The sequence below is a fragment of the Roseovarius sp. THAF8 genome, assembly GCF_009363735.1.
Taxonomy (GTDB): domain Bacteria; phylum Pseudomonadota; class Alphaproteobacteria; order Rhodobacterales; family Rhodobacteraceae; genus Roseovarius.
The window spans coordinates 1,906,321-1,929,020 of sequence record NZ_CP045410.1 but is presented as its reverse complement, the minus strand read 5'-3'; the positions used below and the strand labels follow the sequence as shown (position 1 = coordinate 1,929,020).

Annotated in this window: 23 protein-coding genes; 17 read left to right on the top strand and 6 right to left on the bottom strand. The window is 65.8% G+C overall.

All coding sequences use genetic code 11. The features are described from left to right. The first annotated feature begins 86 nt into the window (after positions 1-86). Positions 87-962, top strand: coding sequence for an AraC family transcriptional regulator (locus tag FIU85_RS09420; RefSeq protein WP_254703039.1), 876 nt, complete (start codon positions 87-89; stop codon positions 960-962). A gap of 191 nt (positions 963-1,153) precedes the next feature. Here the strand turns inward: FIU85_RS09420 and FIU85_RS09415 are convergent, their stop codons facing one another. Then, positions 1,154-1,642 carry a peroxiredoxin gene (locus FIU85_RS09415; RefSeq protein ID WP_152490984.1) on the bottom strand — a complete coding sequence of 163 codons (489 nt, stop codon included), beginning with the start codon at positions 1,640-1,642 and terminating at the stop codon, positions 1,154-1,156. 90 nt (positions 1,643-1,732) lie between these two features. Here FIU85_RS09415 and FIU85_RS09410 point away from each other — a divergent pair, with 90 nt between their 5' ends. Both FIU85_RS09410 and rsmD read left to right on the top strand, forming a co-directional pair. Further along, positions 1,733-2,938 (top strand): NAD(P)/FAD-dependent oxidoreductase, encoded by a 1,206-nt coding sequence (locus tag FIU85_RS09410; RefSeq protein WP_152496704.1) that lies wholly within the window; start codon positions 1,733-1,735, stop codon positions 2,936-2,938. Beyond that, the gene (rsmD, locus tag FIU85_RS09405) at positions 2,935-3,489 is read left to right on the top strand and encodes a 16S rRNA (guanine(966)-N(2))-methyltransferase RsmD (RefSeq protein WP_152496703.1); all 555 of its coding nucleotides are present in this window, start codon (positions 2,935-2,937) and stop codon (positions 3,487-3,489) included. Before FIU85_RS09410 ends, rsmD begins: the two co-directional genes overlap by 4 nt. A gap of 128 nt (positions 3,490-3,617) precedes the next feature. Here rsmD and FIU85_RS09400 read toward each other — a convergent pair whose 3' ends face one another. Next, a complete protein-coding gene (locus tag FIU85_RS09400) occupies positions 3,618-4,832 on the bottom strand; it encodes an FAD-dependent monooxygenase (protein WP_152498217.1) in 1,215 nt (404 codons plus the stop codon). Positions 4,833-4,955: 123 nt separating this feature from the next. On the opposite strand from FIU85_RS09400, the gene FIU85_RS09395 reads away from it, so the two are divergent. The 5 genes from FIU85_RS09395 (at position 4,956) to FIU85_RS09375 (ending at position 12,038) form a co-directional block, all read left to right on the top strand. Further along, positions 4,956-6,284 (top strand): amidase, encoded by a 1,329-nt coding sequence (locus FIU85_RS09395; RefSeq protein ID WP_152496702.1) that lies wholly within the window; start codon positions 4,956-4,958, stop codon positions 6,282-6,284. 210 nt (positions 6,285-6,494) lie between these two features. Further along, positions 6,495-7,673 (top strand): aminotransferase class I/II-fold pyridoxal phosphate-dependent enzyme, encoded by a 1,179-nt coding sequence (locus FIU85_RS09390; RefSeq protein WP_152498216.1) that lies wholly within the window; start codon positions 6,495-6,497, stop codon positions 7,671-7,673. Positions 7,674-7,688: 15 nt separating this feature from the next. Beyond that, on the top strand, positions 7,689-10,664 hold the full coding sequence (locus FIU85_RS09385; protein WP_152496701.1) for a DNA translocase FtsK: 2,976 nt from the start codon (positions 7,689-7,691) through the stop codon (positions 10,662-10,664). Positions 10,665-10,750: 86 nt separating this feature from the next. Next, positions 10,751-11,329: an exopolysaccharide biosynthesis protein gene (locus tag FIU85_RS09380; RefSeq protein ID WP_152490989.1), complete on the top strand. Its 579-nt coding sequence runs from the start codon at positions 10,751-10,753 to the stop codon at positions 11,327-11,329. A 112-nt stretch (positions 11,330-11,441) separates the two neighbouring features. Next, positions 11,442-12,038 (top strand): outer membrane lipoprotein carrier protein LolA, encoded by a 597-nt coding sequence (locus tag FIU85_RS09375; RefSeq protein WP_254701763.1) that lies wholly within the window; start codon positions 11,442-11,444, stop codon positions 12,036-12,038. 20 nt (positions 12,039-12,058) lie between these two features. On the opposite strand, the gene FIU85_RS09370 is transcribed toward FIU85_RS09375, so the two are convergent. Next, on the bottom strand, positions 12,059-12,652 hold the full coding sequence (locus FIU85_RS09370; RefSeq protein WP_152490991.1) for a lytic transglycosylase: 594 nt from the start codon (positions 12,650-12,652) through the stop codon (positions 12,059-12,061). Positions 12,653-12,853: 201 nt separating this feature from the next. Between FIU85_RS09370 and hspQ the strand changes: the two genes are divergently transcribed. Further along, positions 12,854-13,180 (top strand): heat shock protein HspQ, encoded by a 327-nt coding sequence (gene hspQ, locus FIU85_RS09365; RefSeq protein ID WP_152490992.1) that lies wholly within the window; start codon positions 12,854-12,856, stop codon positions 13,178-13,180. Positions 13,181-13,247: 67 nt separating this feature from the next. Here hspQ and FIU85_RS09360 read toward each other — a convergent pair whose 3' ends face one another. The 3 genes from FIU85_RS09360 to FIU85_RS09350 all read right to left on the bottom strand — a co-directional run bounded on the left by FIU85_RS09360 (position 13,248) and on the right by FIU85_RS09350 (position 15,848). Then, positions 13,248-14,825, bottom strand: a complete 1,578-nt coding sequence (locus tag FIU85_RS09360; protein ID WP_152496700.1) for a gamma-glutamyltransferase family protein — start codon at positions 14,823-14,825, stop codon at positions 13,248-13,250. A 228-nt stretch (positions 14,826-15,053) separates the two neighbouring features. After that, positions 15,054-15,500, bottom strand: coding sequence for an ATP-binding protein (locus FIU85_RS09355; protein ID WP_152496699.1), 447 nt, complete (start codon positions 15,498-15,500; stop codon positions 15,054-15,056). Positions 15,501-15,509: 9 nt separating this feature from the next. After that, positions 15,510-15,848 carry an STAS domain-containing protein gene (locus tag FIU85_RS09350; protein ID WP_152490995.1) on the bottom strand — a complete coding sequence of 113 codons (339 nt, stop codon included), beginning with the start codon at positions 15,846-15,848 and terminating at the stop codon, positions 15,510-15,512. Positions 15,849-15,960: 112 nt separating this feature from the next. Here FIU85_RS09350 and FIU85_RS09345 point away from each other — a divergent pair, with 112 nt between their 5' ends. The 8 genes from FIU85_RS09345 to FIU85_RS09310 all read left to right on the top strand — a co-directional run bounded on the left by FIU85_RS09345 (position 15,961) and on the right by FIU85_RS09310 (position 22,698). After that, entirely contained in the window at positions 15,961-17,133 is a 1,173-nt protein-coding gene (locus tag FIU85_RS09345) for an acetyl-CoA C-acyltransferase (protein ID WP_152496698.1), read from the top strand. A gap of 69 nt (positions 17,134-17,202) precedes the next feature. Beyond that, complete coding sequence (locus tag FIU85_RS09340; RefSeq protein WP_152490997.1) at positions 17,203-17,658, top strand: GAF domain-containing protein; 456 nt, start codon at positions 17,203-17,205, stop codon at positions 17,656-17,658. 160 nt (positions 17,659-17,818) lie between these two features. Next, a complete protein-coding gene (locus FIU85_RS09335; protein WP_152498215.1) occupies positions 17,819-18,367 on the top strand; it encodes a helix-turn-helix domain-containing protein in 549 nt (182 codons plus the stop codon). 10 nt (positions 18,368-18,377) lie between these two features. Next, the gene (locus FIU85_RS09330; protein ID WP_152496697.1) at positions 18,378-18,998 is read left to right on the top strand and encodes a LysE family translocator; all 621 of its coding nucleotides are present in this window, start codon (positions 18,378-18,380) and stop codon (positions 18,996-18,998) included. 1 nt (position 18,999) lies between these two features. After that, positions 19,000-19,401 (top strand): GFA family protein, encoded by a 402-nt coding sequence (locus FIU85_RS09325; RefSeq protein ID WP_254703038.1) that lies wholly within the window; start codon positions 19,000-19,002, stop codon positions 19,399-19,401. After that, positions 19,394-19,762, top strand: coding sequence for a GFA family protein (locus FIU85_RS09320; RefSeq protein ID WP_152496695.1), 369 nt, complete (start codon positions 19,394-19,396; stop codon positions 19,760-19,762). The genes FIU85_RS09325 and FIU85_RS09320 overlap by 8 nt, the downstream gene beginning before the upstream one ends. Next, positions 19,759-20,139, top strand: a complete 381-nt coding sequence (locus tag FIU85_RS09315; protein WP_152496694.1) for a GFA family protein — start codon at positions 19,759-19,761, stop codon at positions 20,137-20,139. Before FIU85_RS09320 ends, FIU85_RS09315 begins: the two co-directional genes overlap by 4 nt. Before the next feature lie 114 nt (positions 20,140-20,253). Next, positions 20,254-22,698, top strand: coding sequence for an FAD-dependent oxidoreductase (locus FIU85_RS09310; RefSeq protein ID WP_152496693.1), 2,445 nt, complete (start codon positions 20,254-20,256; stop codon positions 22,696-22,698). Positions 22,699-22,700 lie beyond the last annotated feature (2 nt).

Sequence of the window (22,700 nt, the reverse complement as noted above, 5' to 3'; positions counted from 1 at the left end):
TTGCGATGGCCTGCTGTGTATGGAAGCCAGCCGAGTGACTGGTTCGCGTTTCAATTCGGGCGCGAGCGAGCTGAAAGGAGATGTCCGTGTCAGCTAAACCCGGAGCCTCAGGTGACAGAGCACGAAACCTGACGCCCGGTCTTGAACGTTCGTGCGCGTCCGACTGGGTGCGGACTGCCCCGTGGCAGACGGGCATCCAACGCATCGAAGCCTTCTTTTCCGGCAAAGCATATGCGCCACATCGGCATGACACCTACTCGATAGGCTATACGATCCAAGGGGTTCAGAGCTTCGATTATCGCGGTGTTCGATCGGACAGCGTGTCGGGGCAAATCATTGTCTTGCATCCTGACGAGGTTCATGACGGAGAAGCTGGTACAAGCGAGGGCTTTCACTACCAGATGCTCTATATCGAGCCGTCTCTACTGCGAGAGGCCCTCGATCCGGCAGTAAGAGCGCTGCCTTTCGTAAAGGACGCTGTGCTCGGCGACCCGAACCTGCTGCACGCCATCCACACTGCATTTTCAGTTATGGATTCAGTGCTGGAGCCGGTTGCCCTCGCCGAAATCGTGACGCTTTTGGCAGATGGCCTGACGTCCAATGACGCCTCAATTAGCCGGCCTGTGAAATTCTTGCCCGACCTTCCGGCTGTTCGCTCAGCGCGCGAATATCTCGATGCGAATTTCGCTCTTACGGTGGGATCGGATGAACTGGAAGTCGTGACCGACCTGGACCGATACACGCTTACTCGCCAGTTTCGCAAAGCCTATGGAACGAGTCCGTATCGCTATCTGACAATGCGCCCCCTTGATCGTGTTCGCGCAGAAATCTCGGCTGGCTCGGGCTTGGCCGAAGCAGCACTCAATGCCGGTTTCAGTGATCAAGCCCATATGACACGTCGCTTCAAGGCAGCTTTTGGCATCGCGCCCGGGCGCTGGCGACGTATGCTGGAAAGCGCCTAAAGCTGACCTCGGCTTGTTTGCTTCCAGCGTCTGCTTCGTCCCGCCTGCCGGACCTTGACCTATACCGCGCTCAAGGTCCGGTTTGGGTCAGAAGTGCTTGACGATTGGGCCAATATTGCGTGACGCGGCGCCCTAGAAAGTTTCAGAAAACCAGCTCCATTGAGTCAAAGATTCTCGACGTTTCACATCAATCAGATCGCGTCGAGCAGCGACTCGCCGGCGGAGGTCTCGCAGGTGCCGGGATTGTCCTCGACATGCAGGACCTTGACGGTGCCGTCCTCGACCAGCATGGCATAGCGCTTGGAGCGGGCGATGAGGCCGACAGGCGGCGCGGTGAAATCCATGCCGACGGCCTTGGTGAACTCCGATTGCGGGTCGCCCAGCATGGTGATGCCGGCGTCGCTGGCGCCGGTGTCCTTGCCCCAGGCGTCCATTACGAAAGCGTCGTTGACCGAGATGCAGATGATCTCGTCCACACCCTTGGCGTCGAAATCGGCCTTGGTGCGGATGAAGCTGGGCACGTGGGCGGAGTGACAGGTGGGAGTGAAGGCGCCGGGGACGGCGAAGATCGCCACCTTGCGGCCTTTGGTCTTGTCGGACAGCGCGACCTCTTCGGGGCCGTCCGCACCCATCTTGAGCAGCGTCGCATCGGGGAGTTTGTCGCCGGTGGTGATCGTCATTGTCGCATCCTGTCTTTCGTTTGCGTTTGGAATGCCTGTAAGTATAGGCCCTGACGGCCCGAGGGCCATGTGGAATTTGCAGGAGGGGACATGGCAGGAGTTGTTGTCGTGGGCGCGGGTCAGGCGGGCAGTTCGCTGGTGGCGAAGCTGCGGGCGCTTGGCTATGACGGCAAGGTGACGCTGATCGGGGAAGAGCACGCGCCGCCTTATCAGCGGCCGCCCTTGTCGAAGAAATACCTCTTGGGCGAGATGGATCTGGAGCGGCTCTACCTGCGGCCGGAAAGCTTTTATTCGGAGAACATGATCGACCTGCGGCTGGATGCGGCGGTGTCGGCGATTGATCCCGCTGACAAGGTGGTTGTCGCGGGCGGGCAGGCGGTGCCTTACGAGCATCTTGTGCTGACCACGGGGTCGGTGCCGCGGCGGTTGCCGCCGGCGATCGGTGGTGCGCTGGACGGCGTTTACGTGGTGCGCGACCTGCGCGACGTGGACAGGATGGCGCCGGAGTTTCGCGATGGCGCGAAGGTTCTGATCGTGGGGGGCGGATATATCGGGCTGGAAGCCGCCGCCGTGGCTGCCTCGAAGGGTTTGCAGGTGACGCTGGTCGAGATGGCGGACCGGATCCTGCAGCGCGTGGCGGCGCAGGAGACGTCGGATTACTTCCGGGCGTTGCATCGCTCGCACGGTGTGGACATCCGCGAGGGTGTCGGGCTGGAGCGGCTGACCGGCGAGGGCCGGGTCAGTGGGGCGCTCTTGAGTGACGGCAGCGAGCTGGAGGCGGATTTTGTCATCGTGGGCGTCGGGATCACGCCGGCCACGGCGCTGGCCGAGGCCGCGGGCGTCGAGGTCGAGAACGGGATCAAGGTGGACGCGCAGGGACGTACCAGCGACCCGTCGATCTGGGCCGCCGGGGATTGCGCGAGCTTTCCGTTCCGAGGTGAGCGGCTGCGGCTGGAGAGCGTGCCGAATGCCATCGACATGGCGGAATGCGTGGCCGAGAACATCATGGGCGCGGAGAAGACCTATGTGCCGCAGCCGTGGTTCTGGTCGGATCAGTACGATGTGAAGCTGCAGATTGCCGGGCTGAACGTGGGGTATGATCGGGTGGTGACGCGCGACAGCGAGGGCGGCATTTCTTTCTGGTATTTTGCGGGCGACACGCTGTTGGCGGTGGACGCGGCCAATGATGCGCGGGCCTATATGGTGGGTAAGCGGCTGATCGACAGTGGGAAAACCGCTGATCCGGCGGTGGTGTCGGACCCCGGCGCGGACCTCAAGGCGCTGTTGAAGGCGTGAGGATCATCGGCGGCGAGTTTCGCGGGCGGCGGCTGGCGTCGGTCGGCAAGGGCGACGAGGGGGCGCGGCTGCGGCCCACCTCGGACCGGGTGCGGGAGAGCCTGTTCAACGTGTTGATGGCGCGGTTCGGGGACCGGGTGGCGGGGGCCGTGGTGCTGGACCTTTTTGCCGGGACCGGCGCGCTGGGGCTGGAGGCGTTGTCGCGTGGGGCGGCAAGCGCGACGTTCGTGGAGAACGGGCGCGTGGGGCAAAGGCTGGTCCGGGAGAATATCGGGATTTGCGGGGTCGGGGACCGCGTGCAGGTCGTGGGCCGGGATGCGCGCAAGCTGGGTGCGGCGACGGAGGCCTGCGGGCTTGTGTTTCTCGATCCGCCCTATGGCAAGGGGCTGGGTGAGGCGGCTTTGGGCGCGGCAATGGCCGGGGGGTGGATTGCGGCCGGGGCGTTGGTGGTTTGGGAGGACGGCGGCGCGGTGGCGGTGCCGGAAGGGTGGAGCCTGCTCGATGAGCGGGGGTATGGGGATACGGTGATCCGGGTGTTCGAGGCGGGGTAGGTGGCGCGTGGGTTTTCACCCACCCTACGCGTTGCGCGGCCGTCATCCTCGGACTTGATCTGAGGATATCTTTGGCCGGGAGGTCCCGGATCAAGTCCGGGACAGGCAGGTCTGCCGCTCGCACGGCTTCACCCCTTCATCAACTCCGGCAGGTCGCCGGTCAGGCCTGCCGCCTCTCGGATGAATGTGCGCCGCAGCGTCGGTATGGCCGAAAGCGCGCCCATGCCGAGGTCGCGCGCGGCGCGCAGGAGGGGGTTGTCGTTGGAAAAGAGCCGATTGGTGAGGTCGGTTGTCACCGCCAGCGTCGCGGTGTCGAAGCGGCGCCATTGCTGGTAGCGGGCGAGCACGTCGGAGGCGGCGAAATCCTCGCCCCGGCGGGTGGCGTCGGTCAGGACCTGTGCCAGGGCGCCCACGTCGCGCAGGCCGGCGTTGAGGCCCTGGCCTGCGATGGGGTGCATCCCGTGGGCCGCGTCGCCGATCAGGGCCAGGCGGTCGGCGACGAAGGCGTTGGCGAGCGTGAGGTTCAGCGGGTAGGTGAAGCGCTTGCCGCGCAGGGTGATGTCGCCCAGGAAATCGCCGAAGCGGGGGCGGAGGACCTCCATGAAGTCGGCATCGTCCAGGGCGGCGAAGCGGGCCGCCGTGGCCTCGGTCTCGGACCAGACGATGGAGCTGACATTGCCGGGCAGGGGCAGGATGGCGAGCGGGCCGGGGGGCATGAAGAACTGGTGCGCGATGCCGTTATGGGGCTGTTCGTGTTCGATGGCGGCCACCAGCGCGGTCTGGCCGTAACTCCAGCCGGTGCGGGCGATGCCGGCGCGTTGCGCGGTGCCCGAGGCGCGCCCATCGGAGCCCACGACGATGCGGCCCGCGAGGGTCTTGCCGGAGGCGAGGGTGAGGGTGACGCCGGTTTGCGTGACCTCTTGCGCGGTGACGGTGTCGGTCACCTGCGCGATCTTGTCCTCGCCTTGCATCGCCTCGAGAAAGGCGCGGCGAAGAAAGCGGTCTTCGAGCATGTGGCCCATCGGGCCTTCCTCGATCTCGGCATGATCGAAATGCAGGAAGAAGGGTGCGGCGCCTTCGCCCGCGCGGCCGTCGGAGACCTTGATTTCCAGCATTGCTTGCGCGTTGTCGGCCACACTGGACCAGATGCCGATATTGCCCAGCAAACGCACCGAGGCCAGCGCAAGGGCATAGGCGCGTCCGTCAAAGGCGGCGTCCTCGCGCACGGTCTGGGTCAGGCTGTCGATCACGGTGACGGTCAGGCCCGCCTGCGCCGCGGCGAGGGCAAGCGCGGGGCCGGTGAGGCCGCCGCCGACGATCAGGATATCGCTGTCATGGTCCATGCGGATCAATATGTCGGCGCGGGCCGGATTGTCCATGCGCCGGATTGTCATTGGGTGGGCTTGCCTTGCGCCGGGGCATCTGCATTCATGCAAGCGATTTTGCATGGGCGCGGAGGATCCGGAATGAACGAGTGGCTGACGATGAGCGCGGCGGAGCTGGGGCGCAGGATCGAAGCGGGCGAAATCGGGCCGGTGGCGCTGACCGAGGCGTACCTGGCGGCCATCGACGCGCATCCGGCGCGGGACGAGATCTATTCGGTGGTCACCCATGACCGCGCCGGGGCCGAGGCGCAGGCGGCAGAGGCACGGGCGCAGGCCGGGCGGCGGCTGGGGCCCCTGGATGGCGTGCCGGTCAGCTGGAAGGACCTGTTCGACAGTGCCGGTACGGCGACCGAGGCGGGCACGCGGCTGCTGAAGGGCCGGGTGCCGGAGCGAGACGCGGACGTGCTGCGCAACGCGACGGCTGCGGGGCTGGTGTGCCTGGGCAAGACGCATATGAGCGAGTTGGCGTTTTCGGGGCTGGGGCTGAACCCGATGACGGCGACGCCGCCGAATGTGAACGATCCGAAGCTGGTGCCGGGGGGATCCTCCTCGGGGGCGGCGGCGAGCGTGGCGCATGGGCTGGCGGCCTGCGGCATCGGGTCGGACACGGGCGGATCGGTCCGTATCCCGTCGGCGTGGAACGATCTGGTGGGCCTGAAGACCACGTCGGGGCGCGTGTCGCTGGGCGGGGTCGTGCCGCTTTGCGCGAAGTTCGACACGGTGGGGCCGCTGGGACGCAGCGTGGAGGATTGCGCGCTGGTGCTGGCCGCATTGGAAGGCGGACGGGCGGCGGACTTGGAGGGCGTGTCGCTGGAGGGGATGCGCTTTGCCGCGTTGCAGTCGGTGGTGTTCGACGACATCCGCGACGCGCCGCGCGACGCCTATTTCAGCGCGTTGGAGCGGCTGAAGGCGGCGGGGGCGCGGATCGAGGAGGTGGAGTCGCCCGAGGCTGAACAGGCGATGCCGTTGTCGGCGATCCTGTTCACGTCCGAGGCGTATGGTATCTGGGGCGACGTGATTTCGGCCAACCCGGACAAGATGTTCAAGCCGATCCGTGAGCGGTTCGAATCCGGCAAGGAATTCCGGGCTTGTGACTACGTCGCGGGCTGGAACCTGCTGGCGGCGCTGCGAATCCAGTGGGCCGAACGGATGAAACCCTATGACGCGGTGCTGATGCCGACGGCGCCGAACCTGCCGCCCGAGGTGGATCGGCTGATGACCGACGACGACTATTACGTGACCGAGAACCTGCTGGCGCTGCGCAACACGCGGGTGGGCAACCTGATGGGTCTGGCGGCCGTCAACCTGCCCACCGGGACGCCCGGTTGTGGGCTGATGATGTGCGGTGAAGCCTTCGGCGAGGAACGGATTCTGCGGGTCGCAAAGGCCGCCGAGGCGGCGCTGGCCTGACGGGCAAAATCGTTACTGGACGCAAAATGTTGCCCGGCTGATGCAAGCCGGCCACAATACTTGGCCTACTTTAGAGGTATCCGCTAACCTCTTGCCAAAAATGCCACAATCCCCGCACCCCCGGTTGGTTTTGCTGGACGCAACGCGGGGGCTTTTGTAGATTTGATCCAAACGGGGCGACAACGATCCCGTAACCTAGAGGCAGTGTTGATGTTTCCCGAGCGGTTTTCGAACCTTCCGGAATATGCGTTTCCGCGTTTGCGGACCCTGTTGGACGTGCACGATCCCGGCGGTGATGTGATTCACATGACCATCGGCGAGCCGCAGCACGATTTTCCGGGCTGGATCATGGATGTGATCGAGAGACATGCGGAGGAGTTTCGCAAGTACCCGGTGAACGAGGGCATTCCGGCGCTGAACACGGCGTTCTGCGACTGGGTTTCGCGGCGCTATGGCGTGGAGTTGAGCCCGGACCGGCATGTGATGGCGCTGAATGGCACGCGCGAGGGGCTGTACAACGCGATGATGACGCTGTCGCCCGAAACCAAGAACGGCAAGCAGCCGATCGTGTTGCTGCCGAACCCGTTCTACCAGGTTTACATGGTGGCCGCGCTGAGCGTGGGGGCCGCGCCGATGTTCCTGCCGGCGACGCGCGAGACCGGGTTCCTGCCGGATTTCGCCAGCTTGGACGCCGAGGTGCTGGACCGGGTGACGGTGGCCTATCTGTGCTCGCCGTCCAACCCGCAGGGCGCGGTGGCGGATGCGGAGTACTGGAAGACGCTGATCGGGCTGGCGGAAAAGCATGATTTCAAGGTTTTCGCCGACGAGTGCTATTCGGAGATCTACCGCGATGCGCCGCCTGTGGGCGCGCTGGAAGTCGCGAAGGAGATGGGGGCCGAGCCCGAGCGGGTGGTGGCGTTTCACAGCCTGTCGAAACGGTCGAACCTGGCCGGGTTGCGCTCGGGGTTCGTGGCGTCGGGGCCGCAGAGCATGAAGCGGATCCGGCAGTTGAGGTCCTATGCGGGCACGCCGCTGCCGCTGCCGTTGCAGCATGCGGCGGCCAAGGTCTGGGCGGACGAAAAGCATGTCGAGGTGAACCGCGGGCTTTACCGGGAAAAATACATGCTGGCCGACGAGATCCTTGACGGCGTGCCGGGATACCAGAGCCCCGAGGCGGGGTTTTTCCTGTGGCTGCCGGTCGAGGATGGCGAGGCGGCGGCGTTGAAACTGTGGAAAGAGACAGGCGTGCGGGTGCTGCCCGGCGCGTACCTGGCGCAGGAGGCCGGGGGCCTGAACCCCGGCCACGCATACATAAGGGTCGCGATGGTGGCCCCAAAGAAAGAGGTGGCACGCGGCCTGACGCAGCTGCGTGACTGTCTTTATAATTAACGAGGAAGAGGCAACATGGCATATCAGACGCGCGGACGTGACCCGCTTTTGGACAGCTCGATGGCGGAGGCGATCGAGAAGCGAGGCAAGGAACTTCTGGGACTTGCGCTGCTGGCGCTGGGTCTGGCCGCCGCGATGATGATCGCATCCTACAATCCCGACGATCCCAGCTGGATGGCCGCGACGGACGCGCCGGTGCAGAACCTGCTTGGCCGGATGGGGGCGTCGATTGCGGCGCCGCTGTTCATGATCGTGGGCTGGGGCGCGTGGGGCCTTGCCATTGTCCTGGGGGCGTGGGGTGTGCGTTTCGCCCTGCACCGGGGCCAGGACCGGGCGATTGGCCGGTTGATCTACGCGCCGATCTGGATCGCGCTTCTGGCGATGTATGCCTCGTCGCTGGAACCGAGCGCGGAGTGGTCGGCGTCGCACAGTTTCGATTATGGCGGGCTGTTCGGGGAAATGGCGCTGGGCACGGTGCTGGGTTTCCTGCCGATCAGTGCGACCTTCGGGCTGAAGCTGTTGTCGCTGCTTCTGGCGGTGGGGATGGTGGCGCTGGGCGCGTTCATCCTGGGGTTCAGCCGGCTTGAGCTGTCGCAGATCACCCGCTTCCTGGTGGTTGGCACGATCATGACCTATGCCACGTTGCGCGCCGTGCTGGCCCGCAGCGGCGGGGTGGCGGCAGGGGCCGCGAAGACCGCGCAGGCCAAGGCTGCAGATCGTTGGGACCGCCGGATGCAGGAACGCGCCGAGGCCCATGAACTGGCCCTGGCCGAGGCCGCCGTGCCCGAGCCGCGGGTGCGCCGTGCGGAGCCCGCCCTGGCCGGAGCCGTCCGGCACCAGGGCCATGCCGCGCCGGTCGAAACCGCCGTGCCCGGTTACGAGGTGAGCCAGGCGCCGGAACGGACCGGCGGGCTGTTGTCGCGGATGCCGTCGCTGATGCGGCGGCCCGAGCGCACGCCGGAGCCGGAACTGATCGAGGCGTCCGAGATGCCCGACATGCCCGCACCGAGCGGCGACCGGGTGAGCGCCAAGATTGCCGATGTCATCAAGAGCCGGGTGCGCAAGAACCCCGCCGTGCAGGTCGAGACGGTCGCGCCGCTGACCCGTGGCCGGGGCCGGGGGCCGGACCCGCTGATCCTGAACACCGCGCCGCGCAGCGCGGTGCGGGCCGAGCCGCCGCTGACCGCCGAGCACGCCGTGCCGGATGCCGCCCAAACGCCGGTGCACGCACCGATGCAGGAGATGGTCGAGGCGACGCCGGAGGACGAGGTGATCGACGACGGCTACGGCGCATATGACAGCTACGGGGCGGAGCCGGAGGTGCCGGTCTATACCCGCGCCGCGACGCCCCAGGAGGTGCCTGTCGCCGAGCCGAAGAAGGTCGTGCAGCATCCGCCGCGCCGCGCGCCGCAGCCGTCCGCACGGGCGCAGGCCGAGGCGCAGCCCAAGCTGCAATTCGAGGAAAAGCCGCAGATCGAGTACGAGCTGCCGCCGCTGAACCTGCTGACCAACCCGGTCAATATCCAGCGCCATCACCTGAGCGACGAGTCGCTCGAGGAGAATGCCCGGATGCTGGAAACCGTGCTGGACGACTATGGCGTGAAGGGCGAGATCGTCAGCGTGCGCCCCGGTCCGGTGGTGACGATGTACGAGCTGGAACCGGCGCCGGGCCTGAAGGCGAGCCGGGTGATCGGCCTCGCGGACGATATCGCGCGGTCGATGTCGGCCCTGTCGGCGCGGGTCAGCACCGTGCCGGGGCGGTCGGTGATCGGCATCGAACTGCCCAACGACAACCGCGAGATGGTCAGCTTCCGCGAGATCCTGTCGAGCCGCGACTATGGCGACGGCAACCAGAAGCTGCCGCTGGCGCTGGGCAAGGATATCGGCGGTGACCCGATGGTGGCGAACCTGGCCAAGATGCCTCACCTGCTGATCGCGGGGACGACGGGCTCGGGTAAATCGGTGGCGATCAACACGATGATCCTGAGCCTGCTCTACAAGCTGACGCCCGAGGAGCTGCGGTTGGTCATGATCGACCCCAAGATGCTGGAACTGAGCGTTTATGACGGCATTCCGCACCTGCTGAGCCCGGTGGTGACCGACCCGAAGAAGGCCGTGGTGGCGCTGAAATGGGTCGTCGCGGAGATGGAAGACCGCTATCGCAAGATGTCGAAGATGGGCGTGCGCAACATCGACGGGTACAATAGCCGCGTGGCCGATGCGCTGGCCAAGGGCGAGATGTTCAGCCGGACGGTGCAGACGGGGTTCGACGACGAAACCGGCGAGCCGGTGTTCGAGACCGAGGAGTTCGCGCCCGAGAAGATGCCGTTCATCGTGGTCATCGTCGACGAGATGGCGGACCTGATGATGGTCGCCGGCAAGGAGATCGAGGCCTGTATCCAGCGGCTGGCGCAGATGGCGCGGGCGTCGGGCATCCACCTGATCATGGCCACGCAGCGCCCGTCGGTGGACGTCATCACGGGTACGATCAAGGCAAACTTCCCGACGCGGATTTCCTTCCAGGTGACCAGCAAGATCGACAGCCGCACGATCCTGGGCGAGATGGGCGCGGAGCAGCTGCTTGGCATGGGCGACATGCTGTACATGGCCGGCGGCGGCAAGATCACCCGCTGTCACGGGCCGTTCGTCAGCGACGAGGAAGTCGAGGAGGTGGTGAATCACCTGAAAGCCTTCGGCCCGCCGGTTTACGTGGGCGGCGTGCAGGACGGCCCCGAGGACGAGAAGGCCGACAAGATCGACGCGGTCCTGGGCCTGTCGACGGGCGGCAACACCGATGGCGAGGACGCGCTGTACGATCAGGCCGTGCAGATCGCCATCACCGACCGGAAATGCAGCACCTCCTATATCCAGCGCAAGCTGGCCATCGGTTATAACAAGGCGGCACGCCTCGTCGAGCAGATGGAGGATGAGGGTGTCGTGAGTGCCGCGAACCACGTGGGCAAGCGCGAAATCCTGGTGCCCGAGCAATAACGCCTCCGAAAAGGGCCGAGGGGAAACGTTTGCCGGTCTGTTGCGTTGGCGTGCAAGGAAACGCCAACGCGAAGAAGGACGGGTGAATGGCCGGAGATGCCGGGACGCTGCTGAACGAGATCGATGACCTGGCCGACGGCGGGGACACCGTCTCGGTCAAGGACGTGGTCGATGCGATTGGCGGGCGCGGTTTTGGGCCGATCATCTTCGTGACGGCGCTGTTGGGCGCGTCGCCCCTGGGCGGCATACCGGGCGTGCCGACGCTGTTTGCGATCATACTGATCCTCATCGCGGTGCAGATCCTCTTCGGGCGGCGCAGTTTCTGGATGCCGGACCGGATCGGCAACAGGGCGGTGACCGATGACAGGGTCGCGCGCTCGGTCGACAAGGCGCGCCCCGCCGCAGAGTGGATGGACCGGCATTTCGGTCACAGGCTCGAGGCGTTGACCGGGCGTCCGGCGCAGCTTGCGGCGGCGCTTGTCGTGGTGGGTCTGTGCGCGATGATCCCGCCGCTGGAGGTGGTGCCCTTTGCGGCGCTCATTCCGTTCGCGGCCATAGCGCTTCTGGGCTTGGCGATCACGGTGCGGGACGGGGTGCTGATGGTGGTGGCGTTCGCGGCCAGCGCCGGGGCGCTTTTTGCGGCGATCCGATTTCTGCCGTTCTGATGCATTGGACCGGAAAAAAGGGCGTTCACACGCATTTGCACCGATTGCTATCGCATAACGCCGTGTGTGCGCCTATCTTTTGGCGAGAATGAAAAAGGAGAGGTTTCCCCTCATGCGTATGGTTGCTTTGGCCCTGACTTTCCTGATGGCCACGCCCGCGATGGCCGAAAAGCTGTCGTTGAACGAGATTTCGCAATACCTGAACAGCTTCAGTTCGGCGACCGGCGAATTTACCCAGATCAACGATGACGGCACGATCAGCACGGGGCAAATCTATATCAAGCGGCCAGGGCGGGTTCGGTTCGAGTACAACCCGCCGGAACAGACGCTGGTGGTGGCCGATGGCGATACGGTGGGTATCATCGACCCCAAGTCCAATACCGGGGGCGAGGCCTATCCGCTGGACCGCACGCCGCTGAAGATCATCCTGCAACGCAACGTGGATTTCGGCCGTGCGCGGATGGTGACGGGTCACAGCAGCGACGGCAAGACCACCACGGTGCGCGCGCAGGACCCGGCGCATCCCGAATACGGCAATATCGAGCTGGTCTTCACCGGCAGCCCGGTGGAGTTGCGTCAGTGGGTGATCAACGACAGCGGTGGCAGCAAGACCACCGTGGTGCTGGGCGATCTGACCACGGGCACGCAGCTGGGCAATGACAGGTTCGTCATCCCGGGCAAGGACAAGTTCAAGCGGATCGACAGGTAGGCCGGGCGAAGCGGGGCGGCTTAGCGCCGCCCACAGGCGCGCAACTGCTGATCGTAGACGACGGCGCGCTGGCCGACCTCTCCCGAAACGCGCAAGAGCCATGGCTTGGCGTTATAGCTGCCCCGGCTGTAGCCCGTGCGCCCCTCGTGATAGGCGAGGTAGTGGTTGCGGGCGTCGTGCATCGGGATGCCCAGACGCTGGTTCGACTGCGCCATGTACCAGCCCATGAAGTCGGTCGCGTCGCGGATGTCGTTGCGCCGCGCGGCCCGGTTGCCGTCCTTCACGTACTCGTCCCACGTGCCGTCCAGTGCCTGGCTGTAGCCGTAGGCGGAGCTTTGGCGGCCCATGGGAATCACGCCGAGGGTCCAGCGGAAGGGCGTGCGCGCCTCGCCGTCGAACTTGCTTTCCTGGTAGATCGTGGCCATCTGCACCGGCACCGGCACGCCCCAGCGACGCTCGGTCGCGCGGAAGGCCCGCAGGTAATGCGGTTTCTGCGCCACGATGGCGCAGGCATTGTCCAGATTGTCGGGCGGCGGGCCGCTGGGACCACCACCACAGGCGTTCAGGGTGGCCAGGGCCACCATTGATAGAATCGTGCGAAGACGTCTGCTCATCTGCCTCTCGCTATGTTTGTTTTTCTTTTCAGTTTAACCAAAATTTCGGCGCTTGGAAATGCCGGATTTGGGCCTTCGAGCCGGGGCGGAGGAGGGGCACTGTCTGACGGCGGTTCACAGACTGTTTCCCGAGAAATTGCGTTCAGCGATTGGACAAAACTCGGTTGAACGCAGTACAGTGTGTCGTTAGGGGCTATCAGAATGTTGAAGACACGCGCGAAATATCACCTGGGACAGGTCGTGAAACACCGCAAACATCCGTTTCGCGGCGTGATTTTCGATGTGGATCCCGAGTTTGCGAACACCGAGGAATGGTACGACTCGATTCCCGAGGACAGCCGCCCGGTGAAAGACCAGCCGTTCTATCACCTGCTGGCCGAGAACGATCAGACTTATTACGTGGCCTATGTCAGCGAACAGAACCTGATCGCCGACTATTCGGGCGAGCCGGTGGGGCATCCTGACATTCCCGACCTTTTCGGCCCGTTCGAGGACGGGCAGTACCCGCTGCATTTCCAACTGAACTGAGGCCGGGGCGCGCTGCCGCGCCCCATGCCGGTTTTTTGGCGCCGGTTCATGGCGCAGGTCTGCGGGGTCAGTAGCCCAGGGCGCAGCCGTCCTTGCGCGGGTCGGAGCCGCCTTCGAGGACCCCGTTCTCCTTGATCTCGATTGCCTGGGCGCCGCCGATCGCCTCGTCGGCCTCGACCACGTTGTGGCCCAGATCTGCCAGTTCGCGGTGCACGTCCGGCGCGTAGCCGGTTTCGACCCGAAGCTCGCCCGCGTCGGGGAAACAGCGCGGCGCGTCGATGGCCTCCTGCGGGGACAGGCCGAAATCGCGCAGGTTCGAGACAAAGCGGGCGTGGCCGTTTGCCTGGTACGCGCCGCCCATCACGCCGAAGGGCATGGTGACACGGCCCCCCTCGCGCAGCATGCCAGGAATGATCGTGTGCATCGGGCGTTTGCCGCCGTTCATCTCGTTCGCGTGGCCCTCTTCGAGCGTGAAGCCCGCGCCGCGGTTTTGCAGCAGGATGCCGAATTTTTCCGACGCGATACCCGAGCCGAACCCGTGGAAGATGGAATAGATCAGCGACACCGCCATGCGGTCGCGGTCGACCACGGTGATGTAGATCGTGTCGCGGTGCACGGCCTCGCTGAGCGAGGTGGCGGACGGCATCGCCTTTTTCGGGTCGATCAGGGCGGCGAGCGCGCGGGCGGTGTCCATCGACAGCATGTGATCCAGCCGCGCGGTGCGGTCGGTATCGGCCATGAAGCGGTTGCGGGCGTCGTAGGCCAGCTTGGTCGCCTCGGCCTCGGTATGGGCGCGCGTTGTGCCGAACGGGTCCATCGACGCGATGTCGAACTGGGCCAGGATGTTGAGCAGCAGGATCGCCGTGGCGCCCTGGCCGTTGGGCGGATGCTCGACCAGGTCGATGCCGGCGTAGCTGCCGCTGATGGGGTCGGTGGGCGTCGCGGCGGTGGCGGCGAAATCGTCGCCGGTGTGCACGCCGCCCTGGGCGTTGAGCGCGGCGACCATGTCGTCGGCCACCTCGCCCTTGTAGAAGGCGTCACGCCCGTCGCGGGCGATTCGGCGCAGCACCTCGGCCTGTCCGGGGGCGCGGAACATCTCGCCCTGCTTCAGCGGTTGGCCGCCGTTGGTGTAATGGGTCAGGCCGTGGCCCTGCAGGCATTCGGCGGCCCGGGGCCAGTCATTGGCGACGCGGGGGGCCACCGGCACACCCTCTTCGGCGTAGTGGATTGCGGGTTGCAGAAGGGCGTCGAGACCCAGTTTGCCATGTGCGTCCGACAAGTGGCAGAAGGCGTCGACCGCGCCGGGGATGGTGACCGCTTCGGGCCCGTGCAACGGGACGGTGTCGAGGCCACGGGCGCGCAGGTCGGCGGCGCTGGCGGCGGCCGGGGCGCGGCCGGAGCCGTTCAGCGCATGGATGTCGTCGCTGCCGGGCCGGGTGAACAGCGCGAAGCAGTCGCCGCCGATGCCGGTCATCTGCGGCTCGCAGATGCCCAGCAGAACGGCGCCGGCAATGGCGGCGTCCATGGCGTTGCCGCCGCGTTTCAGAATGTCGATGGCGGCCTGGGCGGCCAAGGGGTGCGACGTGGCGCACATGCCGTTCGTGGCGAGGACGGCCGAGCGGCCGGGACGTTGGAAGTCGCGCATGGTTTTCCCGTTGATTGCAATGCTGTGCGGCACCTTAGGGGGCGCGCTCGGGAATGCCAATGTGATGGGAAGAAGAAGTACCTCGACGCCGCGCACTGGGTGGGGGCTGTTAAACGCGGCGCCGAGGGAAGCCATATGCAGCTACAGGTTGGTATATGCGGGGGCTTTGGGGCGGCGTTGCGATGGGAATTGGGCGATTTGGTGGCGTGGTTTGCCGCGCCGCGTGTTTCAGCGCGGAAACCGCAGGCTGAGTGTGTTTTGTCCTGACGTTCGGGTGTAGCTCAGGTCGCGGCACAGGCTGTGAATGAGGAACCAGCCGAATCCCCCTTCGGGCAGAGTCGACCGGGGGCCGGCGCTGTCCGGCAGGTGGGCCGGAGGCAGATCCTGGCCGGGGATGGCGCGGCCGCTGTCGATCAGGGTCACGTCCACGCGGTCGGGCAGCAGGTCGACCGTCATGGTGACCGGACCAGGCGCGCGGTCGGCATAGGCATGTTCGGTGATGTTGTTGAGCGCTTCGCTGACCGCGAGCGCGATGGAGCCGCGCAAATCCCTGTCGATCCCGGCCTCGTCCAGGTTGCTGGCCAGGCTTTCGACCATGTCGCGCACGTGCAGGTTCGTCGCTGTCGTGCACCACGAGATCAGCGGATCGGGCAGGGAGGGGGCGGTGGTGGCCACGGCCCCGGATCAGCCCGCCGCGCGTTGCAGCGCCGCGGCCATGTCGGGGTGGATGACGAAGATCGAATCCATGCGCGTCAGGCGAAAGACCTTGGCCACGTCCGGTGTCAGACCGGCCAGGTCCAGCCGCCGGCCGTCGCCCATCTGCTTCATCGAGGCGACGATGGCGCCGAGGCCGCTGGAATCGACGAACGCCACGCCGGAGAGGTCGAGCACCACATGGGCGGGGCCATCTTCGGTGAGGCGGCGCATCTCGTCCTTGAACCGGATGGCGGAGGCGGCGTCGATCCGGTTGTCTTCGACGGTGATAACGTTGATGTTGTTGTGAGTGGCGCAGGTGAGTTGCATGATGCCTCCGGACACATGGATGTTGCGCGCAGCCTAGGCGCAATTCCTTACCAAACCGTGTGGCCCCGTGAGCTTTCCCGGCGTGGCACCCAAGGACGAAAGGACAATCAGCATGAAAGACGTTGTGATCGCAGGCGCGGCGCGCACGCCGATGGGCGGCTTCCAGGGGGATTTCGATGGCGTCGAGGCCAGCGTCCTGGGCGGCGCAGCGATTGCCGCGGCGCTGAAGGATGCGGGCGCCGCGACCGTGAGCGAGTTGTTGATGGGCTGCGTGCTGCCGGCGGGCCAGGGGCAGGCTCCGGCGCGCCAGGCGGGGTTCAAGGCGGGGCTGGGCGAAGAGGTGCCGGCGACCACGCTGAACAAGATGTGCGGCTCGGGCATGAAGGCGGCGATGATCGGGTTCGACCAGATCGCGCTGGGCCACACCGACACGATGGTGACGGGCGGCATGGAGAGCATGTCGAACGCGCCGTACCTCTTGCCCAAGATGCGCGGCGGGGCGCGGATCGGGCATGGGCAGGTGATCGACCACATGTTCCTTGACGGGCTCGAAGACGCCTATGACAAGGGGCGGCTGATGGGCACCTTCGCCGAGGATTGCGCCGAGAAATATCAATTCACCCGCGAGGCGCAAGATGCCTATGCCATCGGGTCTCTGGAAGGGGCGCTGGAGGCGCAGAAATCGGGTGCGTTCGCGGGCGAGATCGCGCCGGTGACGCTGGAGACGCGCAAGGGCACGGTCGTGGTCGAGACCGACGAGCAGCCCGGCAAGGCGCGGCCCGAGAAGATCCCGCAGTTGAAGCCTGCTTTCCGCGAGGGCGGGACGGTGACGGCGGCCAATTCAAGCTCGATCAGCGACGGGGCGGCGGCCCTGGTGCTGGCCTCGCGCGAGGCCGCAGAGGCGCAGGGGCTGAAGATCCGCGCGCGGATCCTGGGCCATGCAAGCCACGCGCAGGCGCCGGGATGGTTCACCACGGCGCCGGTGCCCGCGGCGCAGAAGCTGCTGGAACGGATCGGCTGGACGAAGGACGACGTGGACCTGTGGGAGGTGAACGAGGCCTTTGCCGTGGTCCCCATGGCCTTCATGCACGAGATGGGCCTGCCGCGCGAGAAGGTGAACGTGCATGGCGGGGCCTGTGCGCTGGGCCATCCCATCGGGGCCAGCGGCGCGCGGATCATGGTGACGCTGCTGAACGCGCTGGAGAAACGCGACCTCAAGCGTGGTGTCGCGGCGATCTGCATCGGCGGGGGCGAAGGTACGGCCATCGCGATCGAGCGGGTCTGAGGCCGCAAATCTTTTTGGAAAAGATTTGCCAAGAGTTTTCATGAAAACTCTTGGCGGGGGAGGTGCGCGATGCGTGCGGATTATGAAGACCTGGCGAAAACCATCGGGGCGCTGACCGAGGGCGAGACCGATGAGGTGGCGCTGATGGCCACGTTGGTGTGCGAGTTGCACCACGCGGACGCGCGCTTCGACTGGACCGGGTTCTACCGGGTGACCGGGCCGGAGCTGTTGAAGATCGGCCCGTACCAGGGCGGGCATGGCTGTTTGCAGATCCCGTTTTCGCGCGGCGTCTGCGGGGCGGCGGCTCGGACGGGCGAGGTGCAGCTGGTGGACGATGTCGACAGTTTCGACGGGCATATCGCCTGTGCCAGTTCGACCCGGTCGGAGATCGTGCTGCCGGTATGGGACGGGCAGGAGCGGTTGCTGGGCGTGCTCGATATCGACAGCGACCGGCCGGCCGCGTTCGACGCGGCGGATGCCGACGGGTTGGGCGCGATTCTGAAGATGGTTTTCGGGCGGTTGTAGAGATTTACCGACGCGCGGTGCGGGTGTTGAGGCCTCCGGCGGGAGTATTTCCGGAACAGTGAAATTTTGATTGATTTTTTCACGCAACTCGCGCAGCGTGAAAATTGATCGAAGAATTTCACGGGAAGAGTGCCCTTTGGAACAGAGCCAGATCTCCGCCATGCGCAGCCTCGGGGCCGATCTGCGGGCCTTGCGCAAGGCGCGGGGGTTGACTTTGAGCGATATGGCGCAGGCGTTGGGCCGGTCGGTGGGCTGGCTGAGCCAGGTGGAGCGGGACCTGTCCGAACCGTCGATTTCCGACCTGCGGGCGATTGCGGGCGCGTTCGACGTGCCGATGTCGTTTCTGTTCGCCCATGCCAGCGCCCCTGCGGAAGAGCAGGGCATAATCGTGCGCGAGGGGTCGCGGCGGCGGATGGGGTCGAGCGAGGAAGGGCTGATCGAGGAGCTGTTGTCGCCGGACCTGAGCGACGATTTCGAGGTGATCCACTCGACGTTCCGACCCGGATCGAAAATGCAGCGCCCTGCCACGCGACCGACGCAGGAGGTGGGGTACGTGGTGTCAGGCCGGCTGGACCTGAGCATCGGCGGGCGCGATTTTACCGTGGGGCCGGGGGACAGTTTTCGCATCCGGCATGAGAGCTATGCATGGGCCAACCCTTATGACGCGCCGTGCGTTGCGATCTGGGTGATCGCGCCTCCGGTCTATTGAGGTGGGTGGCATGAGCCTGGAGGGTTGGACCGTTTTCGCGCTCTTCTGGGTGGTATTCGTGACCACGCCGGGGCCGAATGCGGTCAATTGCATCACCAACGGCATGACGATCGGGTTTCGCCGCAGCCTGTGGGGGGTGGCGGCGATCCTGACGCAGGCGGCGCTGTTCCTGACCTTGTCGGCGGCGGGGGTGACCGCGCTGATCGCGGCCTCGCCCGAAGCGTTTCAGGTGGCGAAATTCATCGGCGCGGGATTTCTGATCTACCTCGGTGTGCGCGGCTGGATCATGGCGCGGCGACAGGTTGTCGTGGCCGCGCCCGATGGGCGAAGCATCTACTGGCGGGCCTTTGCCATCGCGACGATCAACCCCAAGAGCGTGGCGGGATACCTGGCCGCTTTCAGCCAGTTCGTGCAACCGGGCGTGCCGATCTGGAGCCAGATGTGGGTGATCGTTCCCACCGCGCTGAGCCTGACGGCGTTGAGCTACATAGGCTACACCGCGCTGGGCGCGGGGCTGGGCCGGGCGGCGCTGGGGGCGGTGTTCAACGTTTGGTTGCGGCGGGGGCTGGCGGCGTGTTTCGTGATCTATGGCGTGCTCTTGGGCGCGGCTTCGACGCCGGGGAGGGCGTGAGATGATCAAGGGCGCGTGCCTGTGCGGGGCGGTGGCGTTCCGGCTGGAGGGCAAGGCCAGGGACATCCTGGGATGCCATTGCGGGCAGTGCCGCAAGCAGTCGGGGTTTTACTGGGCGGCGACCTCGGTGGCGGACGAAGGGCTGGTGATGGAGCGCGACGATGGGCTGGCCTGGTTCCAGTCCAGCGAGACGGCGCGGCGGGGATTCTGCAAGATTTGCGGGTCGGGCCTGTTCTGGAAGCCGGAGGATGCGCCGCGCACGGTGATTGCCGCGGCATCGTTGGAGCCGGGGCATGGGCTGAAGATGACCGCCCATGTCTTTCTTGAGGACAAGGGCGATTATTACGACATCGGCGACGGGCTGCCGCAGTTCGCGCGGTTCAGTGGAGGTGAGAATGCTTGAGGGAAGTTGTTTGTGCGGGAGCATCCGGTTCACGGTGACGGGCGCGCCGCAGGGCGTGTCGGCCTGTCATTGCGGGCAGTGCCGAAAACAGTCCGGGCATGTGTGGTCCTCGGCCTATGCGCCGGAGACGGACCTGGAGATCACCGGCGCGGTGACCTGGTACGAGGCGACGCCGCAGGCCAAACGGGGCTTCTGCGCGACCTGCGGGGCGTTTCTGTTCTGGAAGGCGCATGACGAGGACACGATGAGCTTTGCCCTGGGGGCGCTCGACGGGCCGACGGGGCTGCGGCTGGAGAAGCATATCTTCACCGCGGACAAGGGGGATTACTACGAGATCGCGGACGGGGTTCCGCAGAAATGATCACCGGGTCCTGTCTGTGTGGCGCGAACGCCTTCGAGCTTGACCGCGTGGCCGGGCCGGTGACGGCGTGCCACTGCGGGCAGTGCCGGAAGTATTCCGGTTTTCACGCCGCCAGCGTGGACGTGGACGATGTGCCGCTGCACTGGGTTCGGCAGGGGTACGTGACGCGGTTCGTCCACGAGAGCGGCGCGGTGCGCGCCTTTTGCGGACGCTGCGGCACGAAGCTGTGGTTCGAGGATCCCGAGGACTGGACGAGCTTGGAAGCCGGGTTGATCGACGCGCCCTCGGGCGGGGCGATGGCGGGGCATATCTTTGTTGCGGACAAGGGCGACTATTACGACATCGCGGACGGGTTGCCGCAAGCGAGGCAGGCGTGAGCCGGGACGTGCCCTGGTGCGCCGTTGGCCGGGCTGCCGGCGCGGTCACTGCGGACGGGAATGATGGAAAACGGGCGGCGCGTTGGTGGGCGTCGAGCATGGGAGACTGGAACAATGGCTGATCTGCCGACAAAGGCGAAAGTGGTCATCATCGGCGGGGGCGTCGTGGGGTGCTCGGTGCTGTATCACCTTGCCAAGAAAGGGTGGAGCGACTGCGTTCTGCTGGAGAAGAACGAGCTGACCGCCGGCAGCACCTGGCACGCGGCGGGGAACGTGCCCACGTTCTCGACCAGCTGGGGCATCATGAACATGCAGCGGTATTCCACCGAGCTTTATGCCCGGCTGGGGGACGAGGTGGACTATCCGATGAACTATCACCAGACCGGGTCGATCCGGCTGGCGCATTCCAAGGAGCGGATGCAGGAGTTCGAGCGCGCCCGCGGCATGGGCAGGCATCAGGGGATGGAGCTGGAAATCCTAACCCCCGACGAGATCAAGGCGCGGTATCCGTTCATCGAGACGCATGACATCGTGGGCGCGCTCTATGACCCGAACGACGGCGATATCGACCCCGCGCAGGTGACGCAGGCGCTGGCCAAGGGCGCGCGGGACATGGGGGCGACGATCGCGCGGTTCTGTCCGGCGACGGGCGTGACGCAGGATGGCGACGGCTGGATCGTGCATACGGACAAGGGCGATATCGCTTGTGATTTCGTGGTGAACGCGGCCGGGTATTATGCTCAGACGGTGGGCGAGTGGTTCAAGCCCTATGGCGGGCGGACCGTGCCGATGATGGTGATGAGCCATCAATACGTGCTGACCGACGAGATCCCCGAGGTCGAGGCCTACAGCAAGGACACGGGCCGCAAGCTGCCGCTGCTGCGCGACGTGGACGTGTCCTATTACTTCCGGCAGGAGAAGCACGGGTTCAATATCGGCCCCTACGAGCCCAATTGCCGCGCGCATTGGGTAGAGCCCTCGGACCCGATGCCCGAGGATTTCAGCTTTCAACTGTGGTCGGACGATCTTGAGCGAATCGAGGATATCGTGGCGGATTCGATGGAGCGGGTGCCGGTGGCGGGTACGGCGGGGATCAGCCGGATCATCAACGGGCCCATCCCCTATGCGCCCGACGGCCTGCCCCTGCTGGGGCCGATGCCGGGGGTTCGAGGCGCCTTCGAGGCCTGTGTCTTTACCTTCGGGATCGCGCAGGGGGGCGGGGCTGGCAAGGTGCTGGCCGAGTGGATCGTGGACGGCGCGCCCGAGTGGGACATGTGGGCGGTCGATCCGAGGCGGTACACCGACTACGCCGATCACGATTACTGCGTGGCCAAGGGGATGGAGGTCTATGGCAACGAATATGCCATGCATTTCCCGTGGCACGAATGGCCGGCGGGGCGTGACAAGAAGCTGTCGCCGAACCATGGACGCGTTTTGGAACTGGGCGGCGTGATGGGGGCCTATAACGGCTGGGAGCGGGCCAACTGGTTCGCGCAGCCGGACGACGACACGTCGGAGGAAAGCACGCATACGTGGAACCGCAAGGGCCCGTGGGAGCAGCGCATCCGCGAAGAATGCGAGGCGGTGCGCGATGCCTGTGGCGTGCTGGACCTGCCGGGCTTTTCGCGGTTCAGGGTGCAGGGCGCGGGGGCCGATGAGTGGCTGCGCGGCTTCGTGACCGGCGGGCTGCCCAAGGTGGGGCGGATGAACCTGGTTTACGTCGCCAATACCCAAGGGCGGATCGTGACGGAGTTTTCCTGTATCCGTCTGGCGGAGAACGATTTCGTTCTGATCACCGCGGCCACGGCGCAGTGGCATGACGGCGAGCTCATTCGGAACAGCGTGCCGGAAGGTGTGACCTTGACGGAGACGACGACCGAACGATCGGCACTGCTGGTGGCGGGGCCGAAGAGCCGCGAGGTGCTGGCGGGGATCAGCGATGCGGATCTGGAGGCAGGATGGCTGAGTCATCAGCATTGCACCGTGGCGGGGCGGCCTGCCTTCCTGATCCGGGTGAGTTTCACCGGCGAGCTGGGCTGGGAGGTTCATGCCGAGAACGCCGAGATGCCGGCGATTTACGAGGCCATTCTGGGCGCGGGGGCGAAGCCCTTCGGGATGTATGCGCTGAACAGCTTGCGGATCGAGAAAGGGTATCGGGCGTGGAAGGGCGACCTGAGCACCGATTACTCGATGCTGGAGGCCGGGCTTGAGCGGTTTGTTAAGTTCGACAAGGACCAGGATTTCACCGGGAAGGCGGCGCTGCTGGCGGAGAAACAGCAGGGCCGGAAGAAGGCCTTTGCCCCGCTGATCATCGACGCGGGAGAAGCGGATGCGCCCTATATGTCGACGATCTGGAGCGGCGACGAGATCGTGGGCGAGACGACGAGTGGCGCGTGGGGGTACCGCGTGAATGCGAGCGTGGCGCTGGCGATGTTGCGGACGGACGTGGCGGCGGCGGGCACGGAACTGGAAGTGGAGATCTATGGCGAGCGGCGCCGCGCGGTCGTGCAGCCGGATCAGCCGCTTTGGGACCCCGAGAACGCGCGGCTGCGGGCCTGAGC

What these genes read in the sequence shown, in the direction of transcription:
- FIU85_RS09415 (WP_152490984.1), bottom strand. Translation starts at nt 1,642, where the DNA reads ATGACGATCACCACCGGCGACAAACTCCCCGATGCGACGCTGCTCAAG.
- FIU85_RS09410 (WP_152496704.1), top strand. Translation starts at nt 1,733, where the DNA reads ATGGCAGGAGTTGTTGTCGTGGGCGCGGGTCAGGCGGGCAGTTCGCTG.
- FIU85_RS09400 (WP_152498217.1), bottom strand. Translation starts at nt 4,832, where the DNA reads ATGGACCATGACAGCGATATCCTGATCGTCGGCGGCGGCCTCACCGGC.
- FIU85_RS09395 (WP_152496702.1), top strand. Translation starts at nt 4,956, where the DNA reads ATGAACGAGTGGCTGACGATGAGCGCGGCGGAGCTGGGGCGCAGGATC.
- FIU85_RS09390 (WP_152498216.1), top strand. Translation starts at nt 6,495, where the DNA reads ATGTTTCCCGAGCGGTTTTCGAACCTTCCGGAATATGCGTTTCCGCGT.
- FIU85_RS09385 (WP_152496701.1), top strand. Translation starts at nt 7,689, where the DNA reads ATGGCATATCAGACGCGCGGACGTGACCCGCTTTTGGACAGCTCGATG.
- FIU85_RS09380 (WP_152490989.1), top strand. Translation starts at nt 10,751, where the DNA reads ATGGCCGGAGATGCCGGGACGCTGCTGAACGAGATCGATGACCTGGCC.
- FIU85_RS09375 (WP_254701763.1), top strand. Translation starts at nt 11,442, where the DNA reads ATGCGTATGGTTGCTTTGGCCCTGACTTTCCTGATGGCCACGCCCGCG.
- FIU85_RS09370 (WP_152490991.1), bottom strand. Translation starts at nt 12,652, where the DNA reads ATGAGCAGACGTCTTCGCACGATTCTATCAATGGTGGCCCTGGCCACC.
- hspQ (WP_152490992.1), top strand. Translation starts at nt 12,854, where the DNA reads ATGTTGAAGACACGCGCGAAATATCACCTGGGACAGGTCGTGAAACAC.
- FIU85_RS09360 (WP_152496700.1), bottom strand. Translation starts at nt 14,825, where the DNA reads ATGCGCGACTTCCAACGTCCCGGCCGCTCGGCCGTCCTCGCCACGAAC.
- FIU85_RS09350 (WP_152490995.1), bottom strand. Translation starts at nt 15,848, where the DNA reads ATGCAACTCACCTGCGCCACTCACAACAACATCAACGTTATCACCGTC.
- FIU85_RS09345 (WP_152496698.1), top strand. Translation starts at nt 15,961, where the DNA reads ATGAAAGACGTTGTGATCGCAGGCGCGGCGCGCACGCCGATGGGCGGC.
- FIU85_RS09340 (WP_152490997.1), top strand. Translation starts at nt 17,203, where the DNA reads ATGCGTGCGGATTATGAAGACCTGGCGAAAACCATCGGGGCGCTGACC.
- FIU85_RS09335 (WP_152498215.1), top strand. Translation starts at nt 17,819, where the DNA reads ATGCGCAGCCTCGGGGCCGATCTGCGGGCCTTGCGCAAGGCGCGGGGG.
- FIU85_RS09330 (WP_152496697.1), top strand. Translation starts at nt 18,378, where the DNA reads ATGAGCCTGGAGGGTTGGACCGTTTTCGCGCTCTTCTGGGTGGTATTC.
- FIU85_RS09325 (WP_254703038.1), top strand. Translation starts at nt 19,000, where the DNA reads ATGATCAAGGGCGCGTGCCTGTGCGGGGCGGTGGCGTTCCGGCTGGAG.
- FIU85_RS09320 (WP_152496695.1), top strand. Translation starts at nt 19,394, where the DNA reads ATGCTTGAGGGAAGTTGTTTGTGCGGGAGCATCCGGTTCACGGTGACG.
- FIU85_RS09315 (WP_152496694.1), top strand. Translation starts at nt 19,759, where the DNA reads ATGATCACCGGGTCCTGTCTGTGTGGCGCGAACGCCTTCGAGCTTGAC.
- FIU85_RS09310 (WP_152496693.1), top strand. Translation starts at nt 20,254, where the DNA reads ATGGCTGATCTGCCGACAAAGGCGAAAGTGGTCATCATCGGCGGGGGC.